Raw genomic sequence first — 13,546 nt, 5'->3', positions numbered from 1 at the left:
CCCCGGTCTCGATCCGGTCGCGAGGATGGGTCGTGCGGTGGGCTGAACGATGCCAGGAAACAGTTCGAAGCCGACGATCGGAGCGCTCCCGGATACGGCGGCGGAATCGCCGACCGTACCCGTCGTATTAACGTGGCTCGTGTGGACGCTGTTCGCGGCGAGCGTCGCCGTTCTCGTCGCTCGAGTCCGGAGCGGCGGCGGGTGGGAGATCCCCGGCCTGATCGCCATCGACGGGCTGACCGCGCTGATGTGGGTGGTCGTCACCTTCTTCAGCGGCATCGTCCACAGCTACTCGCGCCGATATCTGGCCGGGAGCATCCACAAAACGAAGTTCTTTCTCACGACGTCCGGGTTCACCCTGGTCGTAATGGGACTGGTCGCGGCCGACCACATCGCCCTGTTCGGGATCCTGTGGCTGGCGATGGGGTTGCTGATGGCGGCCCTCATCGGAACCGTCAGCGGCTGGGAGCAGGCACGGGCGGCCGCGGCGATCGCCCGCACGTACTTCCTCGCCAGCAGCGCGATCCTCGGCGTCGCGCTGACGACGCTGTGGTGGGCGACCGGCGCGACGACCGTTTCCGGAATCCGCGCGGCCGCCGACGCGCTCGGCGGGCCGGCGTGGCTCGTCGCCGCCGGCGCGCTCGTCCTCGCGGCGATGATCCAGTCCGCCCTGATCCCGTTTCACACCTGGCTGCTCTCCTCGATGACCGCACCCACCCCGGCGTCGGCGCTGATGCACGCCGGGTTCGTCAACGCGGGCGGCATTCTGCTGACCCGCTTCGCCCCGGTCATCACGGTCGACTCCACGCTGCTGCTCGCGGTGGTCGCCGTCGGCGGGGCCAGCGCCATCGGCGGGAAGCTTCTGAAGTCGGTCCAGACGACCGTCAAGGGCAGGCTCGGCTGTTCGACGGTCGGGCAGATGGGCTTCATGATCATGCAGGCCGGCCTCGGCTTCTTCGGGGCCGCCATCACCCACCTCATCCTGCACGGCTTCTACAAGGCCTACCAGTTCCTCAGCTCGGGCGAACGGATCGAACACGCCGGTCCGAGCCGGACCACCGAGCACACGGTGGGACGAACGACGAGCGCGGTCGGCGTCGTCGTGGCGCTGCTGACCGGCCTCGCCGGCGGGGCGGTGTTCGCGGTGCTGACGGGGAAGGGAACGACCGTCGACAGCGGCCTCCTGTTGACCGTCTTCGTGGTCTTCACCACCCTCCACGCGGCGCGGAGCGCGATCCAGCACACCTCGCTTTCGACGACGGCCCGCTACGGGGCGGTCCCGGCGGTCTTCCTCCCAGCCATCGTCATCTATGCCGTGGTTTACAACGGCGTCTCGGGGCTCCTGACGGTCGGCACGGCAACGACCGAACTGACCCTGCTCCACGGGATCATCGCCGTCAGCTTCGTCGGCATCTACGTCGCCATCGAGAGCGGCGTCCACGAACACAGCCGGCGTCTCTACGTGGCGCTGTTGAACGCATCCCGACCGGCAGCGGAGACCCTCGTGACGTCAACGGAGGAGTACAATGAATACTGAATCAGCCATCCGCAACCGCATCGACGAGGCAGCGACGACCGTCGGCTCCCTCTGGCCCATCCACTCGTTCGTGACGGCCAACCCCCTCTCCGGGTTCGAGGACCGGCCGTTCGGCGAGGCCGTCGAGCGGGCAGCCGCCCTGTTGGGGGGCCGTGGCTACCCCAGCGCCGAGACGTTCCGAACCGCGCTGGAACGCGGCCAGATCGACCGGGAGCGACTCGAAGCGGAACTCGCCGAGACGGGCTACGAGGACGACCCCGAGACGCTGCTCGACAGGATGGCCGACGCGGCCGATGCGGCCGATGCCAAGCGGAGCGACGCGGACGCCACCGCGAGCGATGCGGACGACGCCGCGGACCGCGTCGACCGGGTGCTGACGAAGTGGCTGTCGGCCTTCCTCGATGAGGGGATCGCCCACTGGTCGATGCCGAACCGCGAGGCGGGGTTCTACGCGGCCTTCCGTGGCGTGGTCGAACACGACGGCGAAATCCCCGAGGAGGGGGTCGTCGCGGACCTGCCAGAGGAACCCATCGACGCCATCGAGACGGTCCTGCAGTCGTATCCCAAGCGCCAGTGGGTGCCCATCCTCGAGGAACAGCTGGCCGCGCTCCCGGGCTGGACCGGATTCATCAAGCAGCGCGCTGCGGACGATGACGCCTGGCAGTCGACGTATCCGATCACGCTGGAGGGATACCTCGCGGCGCGTCTGGCGCTGCTTGACGCCGTCGACGCGGACGTCGAGCCCTCGAGCGCCGTCACCGATGCGAACCCGACCGACGAACTCGCGCGGGCGTTCCTCCGGGCGTGGGAAGCGACCTACCGTGACGGCCTCGTCGAGACCGTCACCGCGGAGAGCCGGTCGCTGGCCGATGGCGAGTCGCTGGCCGATAGCGAGTTGATGGCCGATGACGGGTCGAGTACCGGTACCGATACCGATGCCGAGACGGCGGACCGCCCGGACGCTCAGCTCGTCTTCTGCATCGACACCCGTTCGGAGGTCATCCGTCGCCACATCGAGGCAACGGGTAACTACGAAACCCACGGCTACGCCGGCTTCTTCGGCATCCCGATGGAATACCGTGGCTACGACGCCGAGGTGTCGGTCGACGCCTGTCCGCCGATCGTGGATCCGCAACACCACGTCGCCGACCTGCCGACCGACGACGAGACGCGAGCACGGCACGACCGCTGGGCGGGAATCCGCGAAGCCGCCGACGAGGTCATCGAGATCCTGGAGGCCAACGCGGCCACCGCATACGGCTACGTCGAGACCGCCGGGAGCGGCTACGGCCTCTCGCTCGCGGCCCGGACGCTCGTTCCGGGGCGCGTCCGCGACCTGTTCGACGCGGCCGACGGGGCGGTGCCCGACGACCACGAGTTCTGTGAGCCGCTGGTTCACAACCGGGACGCCGACGCCGCCGACGCCGCCAGCGATCTGCCGGTGGGGCTGACCGCCGAGGAGCAGGTCGAATACGCCGCCACCGCCTTCGATCTGATGGGTTGGGACCAGTTCGGGCGCCTCGTCGTCTTCACGGGCCACGCCAGCGAGACGGCCAACAACCCCTACGACGCGAGCCTGGACTGCGGTGCCTGCGCCGGCAACCCCGGCGGCCCGAACGCCCGCGTCCTCGCGACGATCTGTAACGACGATGCCGTCCGGGCCGAGCTCCGCGACCGCGGCTTCGACATTCCGGACGACGCCGTCTTCCTCGCCGGAGAACACAACACGACGACCGACGAGATCGAGCTGTACGACGGCGACGTCCCCGAAAGCCACGCCGCCGATCTCGAGGAGCTGCGTGCGGACCTCGCGGTCGCACGCGAGCGCGCGGCCGCCGAGCGGGTCGGGAAGATGGGGACCGAAGCCGCCGCCGACGCCGCGGCCGTTGACGAGACGGAACGCCGCGCCGCCGACTGGGCCGAGACGCGTCCGGAATGGGGATTAGCCGGCAACGCCGGCTTCGTCATCGGTCCCCGCGAGCTGACGAGCGACGTCGACCTCGACGGGCGCGCGTTCCTCCACTCGTACGACTGGTCGACCGATCCCGACGGCGACGCGCTCGAGGCGATCCTCACCGGACCGCTGGTCGTCACCCAGTGGATCAACGCCCAGTACTACTTTTCGACGGTCGACAACGCCGTCTACGGAAGCGGGTCGAAGATAACCCAGAACCCGGTCGGAAACGTCGGCGTCCACCAGGGCAACGGGGGCGACCTGATGACCGGGCTCCCGCTGCAGTCGTTGCTGGCTGCCGACGACGAACCGCACCACCAGCCGCTCCGCCTCTCGACGGTCGTCCACGCGCCGGTCGACCGCGTCACCGACGCCCTGGCCGCGAACGAGGATCTGGCCGAGCTGCTGGACAACGACTGGCTCTCGCTGACGGTCGTCGACCCGACGCGGAACCACCGTGCATTCCGCTACGATGAGGACTTGGAGTGGATGCCGCGGTCCATAGAATCCGCGGGAACCACGGAGTCCGTGGGATCCGCAGAGTCCGGGGAGTCCGACGCGTCCCTGGAGTCCGACGCGTCCCGGGAGAAACCGGTCGCCCCCGCCGTCGCGGACGACTGACCGAGCGGGAGTCCGACCGGGACCACGAACCGGATCGCACGGATCGGAACGTCGCCGATCGGGCTTCCGGCACGCTGGTGACTCTTCCGCAGTGGGGCTCGAACCGTGAGAACGTCGGGATGCCGGCCGTACTACAGGCCGTCGACGATCGCGTCGGTCATCTCGGCAGTGGTGGCCGACCCGCCGAGATCGCCCGTCCGGGGACCGTCCGCGAGGACGGACTCGACGCTGTCGCGGACCCGGTCCGCGGCCTCGGCGTAGCCGAGGTGTTCGAGCAGCATCGCGGCCGAGAGGATCGCGGCCGTCGGGTTCGCGACCCCCTCGCCGGCGATGTCGGGCGCGCTGCCGTGGACCGGCTCGAACAGGCCGTTGTCGGCCCCGACGTTCGCCGAGGGGAGGAGGCCGAGGCCGCCGACCAGTCCGGCGGCCAGGTCGGAGAGCACGTCGCCGGCCAGGTTCGGACAGACGACGACCCCGTACTGGCTCGGATCGAGCGGGAGCTTGGTCGCGAACGCGTCCATCAGCTCCTCGTCGGCCTCGATCCCGTGCTCGTCCGCGACCGCGAGGACCTCCTCGCGGAAGCGGCCGTCGGTCTCGCGCATCACGTTGGCCTTGTGCGCGACGGTGAACCCGTCGCGGTGGTCCGGGCCGCGGCCGTCGGCGACGAACTCGCAGGCGTACTCGGCCAGCCGCCGCGAGCCCGTGCTCGTCACCACGCGGGTGAGCGTCGAGAGGTCATCCGAGAGCCGGTCCTCGTGGCCCGCGTAGACGCCCTCGGTGTTCTCGCGGAGGAAGACCACGTCGGTCTCCGGCCGCACGGCGTCCACGCCGGGGTACGCGCGCGCCGGGCGCACGTTCACGAACGACCCGACGGCCTCCCGGAGCGGGAGGATGACGTCCGCCGCGGTCTCGCCGGCCGCGCCGAACAGCGTCGCGTCCGCGTTCGCGGCCAGCTCGTAGGTCTCGTCGGGGAGCGCCTCGCCGGTCTCCGCCGCGACGGCGTCGCCGGCGTCGGCCGCGACGTACTCGAAGGGGCCGACCGACGCGTCGGTCTCGGCGATCGCGTCGAGCACCTCGACGGCCGCGGGGATCACCTCCTGCCCGATCCCGTCGCCCTCGATGACGGCGATCTCCTCGCTCATTCAGTCGTCCCCCGCGACGTCGCGGCCCCCGTCGGTCGCGGGAATATCTTCCTCGGGTACGTACGGCAGCGACCGCGCGGTCTCGCGGACCGCGTTCGCGTTCGCGCCCATCAGCGCCGTCGTGTCCCAGACGCCCTCGACGAGCGCCTTCCGCTGGGCGTCGTTGACGGTCGCGTCGATCGTCTCGTCGTCGTACGCGACGCGTTCGTCCTCGACGTCGACGTGGAGCTCCGCGTCGGGATTCGCCTCCACGTAGTCCTGAAGCGCCTCGATCGACTCCCGGTCGGCGGTGACCGTCGGGATGCCGAGCGCGAGGCAGTTGCCCGCGAAGATCTCCGCGAACGACTCGCCGACGATCGCGTCGATCCCCCAGCGCATCAGCGCCTGCGGGGCGTGCTCGCGCGAGGAGCCGCAGCCGAAGTTGGCGTTGACGACCAGCACGTTCGCGCCCTGATACCGCTGTTCGTTGAAGGGGTGGTCCTTCTCGTTGTCCTCGTCGTCGAACCGCTGGTCGAAGAAGGCGAACTGGCCCAACCCGTCGAAGGTGACGACCTTCATGAACCGCGCCGGGATGATCTGGTCGGTGTCGACGTCGTTGCCCCGGACCGGAATGCCGGTCCCGGACACCTCGGTCACCTTCTCGGCGGGCGCCTCGCCGTCGGCGAAGCTCTCGTGGTCGATCTCGCCGTCGGCGTCGCTCATACCGACACCACCTCCTCCATCTCGCGGACGTCGGTGACCTCACCGGTCACCGCCGCCGCCGCGACCATCGTCGGGCTCATCAGGACCGTCCGGCCGTCCTTCGACCCCTGCCGGCCGACGAAGTTTCTGTTCGAGGAGGAGGCGCTGGCCTCGTCGCCCTGCAGCTGGTCGTCGTTCATCCCGAGACACATCGAACAGCCCGGCTCGCGCCACTCGAAGCCGGCCTCGGTGAAGACCTCGTCGAGGCCCTCGGCCTCGGCGGCCCGCTGGACGCGCTGGCTGCCGGGAACGACCATCGCGCGGACGTCCTCGTCGACCTCGCGGCCCGCGACGAACGCGGCCGCCTCCCGCAGGTCCTTCAGGCGGGCGTTCGTACACGAGCCGAGGAAGGCGACGTCGATCCCGTAGCCCTCCATCGTCTCGCCCGGCTCGACGCCCATGTGTTCCTGGGCGCGTCGGGCGGTGTCCTGCTTGTCCGCCGGCAGGTCCTCCGGGGCCGGGATCGGCTCGGTGACGCCGACGCCCTGTCCCGGAGTCGTTCCCCACGTGACGGTGGGTTCGATCTCGGAGCCGTCGATCGTGACGACGTCGTCGTACTCGGCGTCGTCGTCGCTGGCGATCGACTCCCAGTAGGTCTTGAGCTCCGCGAACCGCTCGGGATCGTCCGCGAAGGCGTCCGTCTCGCGCAGCCACTCGTAGGTGGTCTCGTCCGGGTTGACGTAGCCGGCGCGCGCGCCGCCCTCGATCGACATGTTGCAGATCGACATCCGGCCCTCCATCCCGAGGTCCTCGATGGCCTCGCCGGCGTACTCGTAGACGTAGCCGACGCCGCCGTCGGTGCCGAGCTTGCGGATGATGGTCAGGATGACGTCCTTGGCGGTGACGTGATCGCCGAGCTCGCCGGTGACCTCGATCTTCCGGACTTGCTGTTTCTCCATCGCGACGCAGCCGGTCGCGAGGACGTCCCGGATCTGGGAGGTCCCGATCCCGAACGCCAGCGCGCCGAACGCGCCGTGCGTCGAGGTGTGGGAGTCGCCGCAGACGATCGTCATCCCGGGCTGGGTGAGCCCCTGCTCGGGGCCGATGACGTGGACGATCCCCTGGTTCCCCGAGTCGGGATCCGAGAAGTCGATGCCCGCGTCCCGAACGTTCTCCTCGAGCTCCGCCATCATGGTCTCCGCCGCGTCGTCGGCGAAGGGACGGTCGCGGTCGCCGGTGGGGACGATGTGGTCGACCGTCGCGTGCGTGCGCTCGGGGAAGGCGACCTCCTGGTCGCGTTCCTGCAGCATACCGAACGCCTGCGGGCTCGTCACCTCGTGGATGAGGTGGAGGCCGACGAACAGCTGGTCCTGTCCGGTCGGCAGCTCCGTGACCTTGTGGCGGTCCCACACCTTGTCGTAGAGCGTGCCCTCGCTCATACGGCGGTCACCTCCGTGCGTCGGCGGTCGGTCGTCCGGTCAGGCATCAGTGGTCACTGCCTCCGTCTCCTCCGCGGTCTCCTCGTCCGCCCACGCGAACAGCGCGCGCAGCTCCTCGCCGACCTGCTCGATCTCGTGGGTGCGCTCGGCCTCGCGCAGCTGGGTATAGGACGGCCGGCCGGCCTGGTTCTCCGCGATCCACTCGCGGGCGAAGGTCCCGTCTTGAACCTGCTCGAGGACCTGCTCCATGTTCTCGCGGGCGTGCTCGTCGACGACGACGTCGCCCTGGGTGAGTCCGCCGTACTCGGCGGTGTCGGAGACGGAGTCCCACATCTCGCCGAGCCCGCCCTCGTACATCAGGTCGACGATGAGCTTCAGCTCGTTGAGACACTCGAAGTAGGCCATCTCCGGGGAGTAACCCGCCTCCACGAGCGTCTCGTAGGCCTGTTTCACCAGCGAGGTGACGCCGCCACAGAGGACCGCCTGCTCGCCGAAGAGGTCGGTCTCGGTCTCCTCGCGGAACGTCGTCTCGACGACGCCGGCGCGCGCACAGCCGATCGCGGCCGCGTACGCGAGCGCCTCGTCGGTGGCGGTTCCCGTCGTGTCCTGATAGACCGCCAGCAGGCCGGGCGTTCCCTCGTCGTTCTCGTAGTTCCGGCGGACCAGGTGTCCCGGGGATTTCGGCGCGACCATCGTCACGTCGACGTCCTCGGGCGGGCGGATCTGGTTGTAGTGGATGTTGAACCCGTGGGCGAACTGGAGCGTGTCGCCGGGGTCGAGGTTGGGCTCGATCGCGTTCTCGTAGACGTCGGGCTGGACCGTGTCGGGAACCAGCACGGAGACGACGTCCGCCTGCGCGACCGCGTCCGCCGGCGTCTCGACCTCGAGCCCGTCCGCCTCGGCGGCGGACCGGGAGGAGGAGTCCTCACGCAGGCCGACGACCACGTCGACCCCGCTCTCGGCGAGGTTCTGCGCGTGTGCGTGGCCCTGGGAGCCGTAGCCGAGCACGGCGACGGTCTTGTCGAGGATGTGGCTCGCGTCGGCGTCGTCCTCGTAGTATACGTTCGAGTCGAATGGTGTGTCGTTCGTCATTGTGTGATGTGAATGGTTGTCGTCGTGGGTCGTTATCGTTACGGATCGGTATCGTCACGGATCGCCGTCGTCATCGACCGTCATCGTCACCGATCGGCATCGCTTCCGATCGCCGTCGAGACGATCGTCGTCGGTTCGTTCGTCGCCCGATCCCCGTCGGTTCGTTCGCCGCCCGATCCCCGTCGAGACGCTCCGTATCGTTACGGATCACGATAGGGCTGTTGCGTCGTTTCGCCGGATCCCGTGGCGTGGCTGGTCGGTTCGCCGGAGGTACCGGGCTCCTCTCCCGGCACCGTCTGCGTGTCGCCCCGCGAGAGGGCGGTCTGGCCCGTCCGGGCGATCTCGATGATGCCGAACTGCTCGAAGGCGTCGATCGCGTCGTCGATCTTCCGCTCGTCGCCCGTCAGCTGGACCGTGATCGTCCGCGGCCCGGCGTCGAGCGTCTGCCCGTCGTACATCTCCGTGATCGCGTGGACCTTGTCCGGCTCGTCGCCCCGGACCTTCAACAGGACGAGCTCGGCCGAGACCGCGTCGTCGTGGAGCTCGCCCACGGAGATGACGGGTTTGAGCTTCGCCAGCTGTTTCTCGATCTGGTCGATGCCGGGGTCGGACTCCTCCACCACCATCGTGATCCGGGAGTGGCCCTCGACCGTGGTCGGGCCGACGGTCAGGCTCTCGATGTTGAACTGCCGCCGCGAGACGAGCCCGGAGACGCGAGAGAGCACGCCGGGCTCGTCCTCGACGAGCGCGGAGATCGTCGCCCGCCGCGGCTGGTGTTCCGCCTCGACCGCGGGGTCGATGCGGATCCCCTGGCTGTTGCGTCGCCCCTCCGGATGGGGGCGGTCCTCCGGGGCCGGGCCGGGCATTCCGGACCGGTCCGCGTTCTTCCCGCGGGTGTCCCGGTGGGTCGATCCGGGATCCGGCTTGTTCGGGGTGGGGTCGTCGGCGCCGCTCATAGCTGCTCCTCCGAGAGGGCGAACTTCCCGTTCGCGCCGCCGCTGGGCACCATCGGGTAGACGTTCTCGGCGGGGTCGATGCGGAAGTCGATCACCGACGGGCCGTCGTAGGCGAGCGCCGCCTCGATCGTGTCGGCGACGGCGTCGTACTCGGAGACGGCCCAGCCCTTCGCGCCGAACGCCTCGGCGAGCTTGTCGAACTCGGGCATCCACTCGTACTCCGAGGCCATGTGCCGGCCCTCGAAGAAGGCGTCCTGCCACTGGCGGACCATCCCGATGTACTCGTTGTTGAGGACCGCGAACGTGATGTCCAGGTCCTCACGCACCGCGACCGACAGCTCCTGGATCGTCATCAAAAAGGAGCCGTCGCCGTCGAAACAGACCACGTCCCGGTCCGTCTCGCCGGCGTTGTCGGCCGCCAGTCGCGCGCCGACCGCCGCGGGAACGCCGTAGCCCATCGTCCCCAGTCCGTGTGAGGAGACCCAGGTTCGGGGCTCCGTGTACGTCCAGAACTGGGCGGCCCACATCTGGTGTTGTCCGACGCCGGTGGTGACGATCGCGTCGTCGCCGGTCGCCTCGTCGAACGCCTCGACGACGAACTGCGGCTTGAGCGGCTCGTCCTCGGGCATCGCGTAGGTCATCGGGTACTCCTCCTTCCAGTCGGCACACTGCTCGCGCCACGCCTCGGCGTCGGGGCCGTCGTCGACCGCTGCGAGCAGCTGCTCGAGGACCGTCCCCGCGTCGCCGATCAGCGGGTGGTCGGCGTGGACGTTCTTCGAGATCTCGGCCGGGTCGATGTCGATGTGGATGACCTCGGCCTCCGGCGCGAACGTCTCGATCCCGCCGGTCAGCCGGTCGTCGAAGCGCGTCCCGACCGCGATCAGGCAGTCGGTGTGGGTGATCGCCATGTTCGCATAGCCGGTGCCGTGCATCCCCGCCCACGACAGCGCGAGCGGGTCGTCCTCGGGGAACGACCCGATCCCGGGCATCGTGGTCGTCACGGGGATGCCGTGGTCGCGGGCGAACCGGCGGGCCTGGTCGCTCGCGCCGCTCTTGATGACGCCGCCGCCGAACAGACACAGCGGTCGTTCGGACTCCTCGATCACGCGTGCGGCGCGCTCGACCGCGTCCGGCTCCGCTTCGGGGTCGACCTCGGCCCCGGCCGGCGGCTCCGGCGGCTTCGGGGTTTGGTCGGTCTCGCCGAGGGTGACGTCCTTCGGCAGGTCGACGAGCGTCGGCCCCGGCCGGCCGGTCTCGGCGTAGGCGAACGCCTCGCCGACGGTGTCGCCGACCGTGTCGGTCCCGCTCGCGAAGTAGTTGTGTTTCGTGATCGGCGCCGTGACGCCGATGGTGTCGGTCTCCTGGAACGCGTCGTTGCCGACGAGCTCCGTGGGGACCTGGCCGGTCAGCGCCAGCAGCGCGTCCGAGTCCATCGAGGCGTCGGCGATCCCGGTGACCAGGTTCGTCGCGCCCGGCCCGGACGTGGCCAGACAGACGCCGGTCTCGCCGGAGACGACGCCGTAGGCGTCGGCGGCGTGGGCGGCGCCCTGCTCGTGGGCCATCGTCACGTGATGGACCGAGGAGGCGTATAGCGCGTCGTAGACGGGCATGATCGCCCCGCCCTGGACGCCGAATGCCGTCTCGGCGCCGGCCGCCTCGAGGGCGGCGATGACCGACTCGGCGCCGGTCGTCGGCGTTCGCGTGCCGGCCGCTTCCGTCGCCTCCTCGGCCCCCGCGTCGGTTTCGGCGGCGGCGGTGCCGCCGTCGGTCGCGGGAGCCTCCGCGGCGCCGTCGTCGGTCGTGGCGTCCGCGCCAGTGGCGGTTTCCGTCATCGCGTCCGTCGGTGCTGTGCGCGTCGATTCCTCGTCATCGGCCGATCCGGTTGCGTCGGCCGTCTCGTCGTGGTCGGTCGGTTCGTCTCGGGTAGTCATTGGTCGTATCGTGCGGACTGGTGTGCGTCGTGGTCGGGATCGATCGACGACGCGGCGTCGTCGGTCGGTGAAACGGTGCGTCGGGTCGGGAGAAGGGAGGGATATGCGGGGCTTATGCCCCTACGATCGTCGTGACGCCGATCGTCGCAGTCCCGGTCGTCGTCGCGGTCGCAGTCGCGGCCGCGGTCGGTGCGGCCGCGGCCGCGCGCGCCCCGTGCCGGCGGCTCGCGAGCATAGCCGCGTCGCGACGCCGCGGTGACCGGGTGCCGTGTCGGCGCATCACCTGAGCGATGTCGCCGAACCACCATAAATCTGTCTCGATGGCGGTTCGAGCGAGGCTGTCGCTCGCGGGCGAACGCCGACACGGCGGGGGCCATCAGACCGTGACCTCCTCGCGCCGTTCGATCCCTTCCTCCTCCGCGAACCGCTCGACGTCGCCGGCCGTGACGCGCCGCTTGTTCGCGCCCTGCTTTTTGACCCGCTTCGTGACCGCGCGGACCTCCGCGTCCGTCGGGGCGAAGCCGGCCTCGGTCAGGTGTTTCCGCACCGCGTGGGTTCCGGTGTGCTTCCCGAGCACGAACTCGCGTTCGGCTCCGACCATCTCCGGGGTCATCACGCCGGGTTCGAAGGTGTCGGCGTTCTCCATCACGCCGGCCGCGTGGATTCCGGACTCGTGGGAGAACGCGTTCCGTCCGACCACGGGTTTGTTCGCCGGGACCGGGATGTCCGAGGCGTCCTCGACGATCCGGGAGAGGTCGATGATCTTCGTCGTGTCGATCCCGGTGTCGACGCCGTAGACCGACTCGGCGGCCATCACGACCTCCTCGTAGGCGGCGTTGCCGGCGCGCTCACCGATGCCGTTGACCGAGACCTGCGCCTGGTGGGCGCCGTTCTCGAAGCCGGCCAGCGCGTTGGCCGTCGCCAGCCCGAAGTCGTCGTGGGTGTGGACGTCGACGCGCGCGTCGGTGGCCTCGACGACCGCCTCGACCGTCTTCCCGAACGCGGTCGGCGTGCCGACCCCGCAGGTGTCCGGGATGTTGATCCAGTCGACGTCGGCCGCCGAGACCGCCTCGACGATCTCCATCAGGAACTCGGGATCGGTCCGCGTGGCGTCCATCGGCGAGAACATGCACTCCACGCCCGCCTCCTTCACGCGACGAACGCTGTCGACGGCGCGCTCGACCGCGTCCTCGCGGGTCGCGTGCATCGAATCCTCGAGCTGGACGTCGCTTGTGGAGACGAAGACGTGAACCATCTCCGCGCCCGAGTCGATCGCTGCCTCCACGTCCTTGTCGACGACGCGGGCCAGCCCGCAGACCGTGGCGTCGGTCGCGGCCGCGATGTCGCTGACGGCCTCGAACTCCGCCTCGGAGTTGACCGGGAATCCCGCCTCGATGACGTGGGTTCCCATCGCGTCCAGCGTGGACGCTATGCGTCGTTTCTCGTCGTAACTGAAGGACGTGCGTGGTGACTGTTCGCCGTCTCGTAACGTCGTATCGAAAATTCGGACAGGACCGATGTCGATGTTAGAAGCTATCGTGCCCTGGAAGAACTCGATCCGCCGGGGTGTCCGACGAAGCCTCCGTATGTTGTGTCATCGCGTTTCGACTTGAGGCCGTCACCCTATTAAAGGTTTTCGCGACGGCGGCGAATCCCGTCGGACGACCACCACACGGGAACACGTCGGGTTTCGAGAAATCGACCGACTGAGCACAGATGGCTCGAATAACGTTCGTCTCCGGCTCGTGATCCGCGTAGAAGATCGCTGATACGGAACGATATTTAAATATTAGGTGATCGTTCGACGAACACGTTCGCCCGGAACGAGCGCACGCCCCGCGCCGGCCGCCGCGATGGGGGAATCCTTTTTAAGTCACGCGTGGACCTCCGAGTATGAGCGATTGGGATCTCGACCTCAGGCACGCGGAGGACCAGCTCGAGGAGATCGACGCGCGCGGCGACGTGGTCCTCGGGGTGCTCGACGGCTCCACGGACCCCGACGAGTGGGTTCGCCACGTCGAATACGGCAACACGCTGGTGCTGTCGATCGAGGGCGATCTGAACGAGCTCGCAGCCGGCTTCGCCCGCGAGATCCGGGATATGGGCGGGGAGCTGATGCACTTCCGCGGCTTCCTCGTCGTGACCCCGCCCGACGTCGCGATCGATTCCGACCGCCTGAACGAGTAGCGCGGT

The 13,546-nt window shown here is 69.3% G+C and carries 10 protein-coding genes and 1 pseudogene; 3 read left to right on the top strand and 8 right to left on the bottom strand.

Translation table 11 applies throughout. The features are described 5' to 3' along the window. Positions 1–49 precede the first annotated feature (49 nt). Complete coding sequence (locus BLV25_RS07020) at positions 50–1,537, top strand: proton-conducting transporter transmembrane domain-containing protein (RefSeq protein ID WP_092731744.1); 1,488 nt, start codon at positions 50–52, stop codon at positions 1,535–1,537. Continuing rightward, on the top strand, positions 1,527–4,112 hold the full coding sequence (locus BLV25_RS07015) for a DUF2309 domain-containing protein (protein WP_092731741.1): 2,586 nt from the start codon (positions 1,527–1,529) through the stop codon (positions 4,110–4,112). Before BLV25_RS07020 ends, BLV25_RS07015 begins: the two co-directional genes overlap by 11 nt. Positions 4,113–4,243: 131 nt before the next feature. Here BLV25_RS07015 and BLV25_RS07010 read toward each other — a convergent pair whose 3' ends face one another. The 8 genes from BLV25_RS07010 to BLV25_RS06975 all read right to left on the bottom strand — a co-directional run bounded on the left by BLV25_RS07010 (position 4,244) and on the right by BLV25_RS06975 (position 12,941). Beyond that, entirely contained in the window at positions 4,244–5,254 is a 1,011-nt protein-coding gene (locus BLV25_RS07010; protein ID WP_092731739.1) for an isocitrate/isopropylmalate dehydrogenase family protein, read from the bottom strand. Then, a complete protein-coding gene (gene leuD, locus BLV25_RS07005; RefSeq protein WP_092731736.1) occupies positions 5,255–5,956 on the bottom strand; it encodes a 3-isopropylmalate dehydratase small subunit in 702 nt (233 codons plus the stop codon). It lies immediately after the preceding gene. Continuing rightward, the gene (gene leuC / locus BLV25_RS07000) at positions 5,953–7,374 is read right to left on the bottom strand and encodes a 3-isopropylmalate dehydratase large subunit (RefSeq protein WP_092731733.1); all 1,422 of its coding nucleotides are present in this window, start codon (positions 7,372–7,374) and stop codon (positions 5,953–5,955) included. Before leuC ends, leuD begins: the two co-directional genes overlap by 4 nt. A gap of 39 nt (positions 7,375–7,413) precedes the next feature. Further along, positions 7,414–8,466, bottom strand: coding sequence for a ketol-acid reductoisomerase (gene ilvC, locus BLV25_RS06995; RefSeq protein ID WP_092731730.1), 1,053 nt, complete (start codon positions 8,464–8,466; stop codon positions 7,414–7,416). Positions 8,467–8,666: 200 nt separating this feature from the next. Next, a complete protein-coding gene (gene ilvN, locus BLV25_RS06985) occupies positions 8,667–9,332 on the bottom strand; it encodes an acetolactate synthase small subunit (RefSeq protein ID WP_049817789.1) in 666 nt (221 codons plus the stop codon). 86 nt (positions 9,333–9,418) lie between these two features. Then, positions 9,419–11,254, bottom strand: a complete 1,836-nt coding sequence (ilvB, locus tag BLV25_RS06980) for a biosynthetic-type acetolactate synthase large subunit (protein ID WP_039401623.1) — start codon at positions 11,252–11,254, stop codon at positions 9,419–9,421. A 211-nt stretch (positions 11,255–11,465) separates the two neighbouring features. Then, positions 11,466–11,633: a hypothetical protein gene (locus BLV25_RS17310; RefSeq protein ID WP_176819446.1), complete on the bottom strand. Its 168-nt coding sequence runs from the start codon at positions 11,631–11,633 to the stop codon at positions 11,466–11,468. A 96-nt stretch (positions 11,634–11,729) separates the two neighbouring features. Continuing rightward, complete coding sequence (locus tag BLV25_RS06975; RefSeq protein ID WP_081758135.1) at positions 11,730–12,941, bottom strand: LeuA family protein; 1,212 nt, start codon at positions 12,939–12,941, stop codon at positions 11,730–11,732. 305 nt (positions 12,942–13,246) lie between these two features. Between BLV25_RS06975 and BLV25_RS06970 the strand changes: the two are divergent. Then, positions 13,247–13,537 (top strand): annotated as a pseudogene (locus BLV25_RS06970) (DUF5779 family protein); the annotation flags it as partial. Positions 13,538–13,546: the final 9 nt, after the last annotated feature.

The organism is Halopenitus persicus (genome assembly GCF_900107205.1).
Taxonomy (GTDB): Archaea; Halobacteriota; Halobacteria; order Halobacteriales; family Haloferacaceae; genus Halopenitus; species Halopenitus persicus.
The sequence above is the reverse complement of the archived record's forward strand: the minus strand, read 5'-3'. Positions and strand labels throughout refer to the sequence as shown.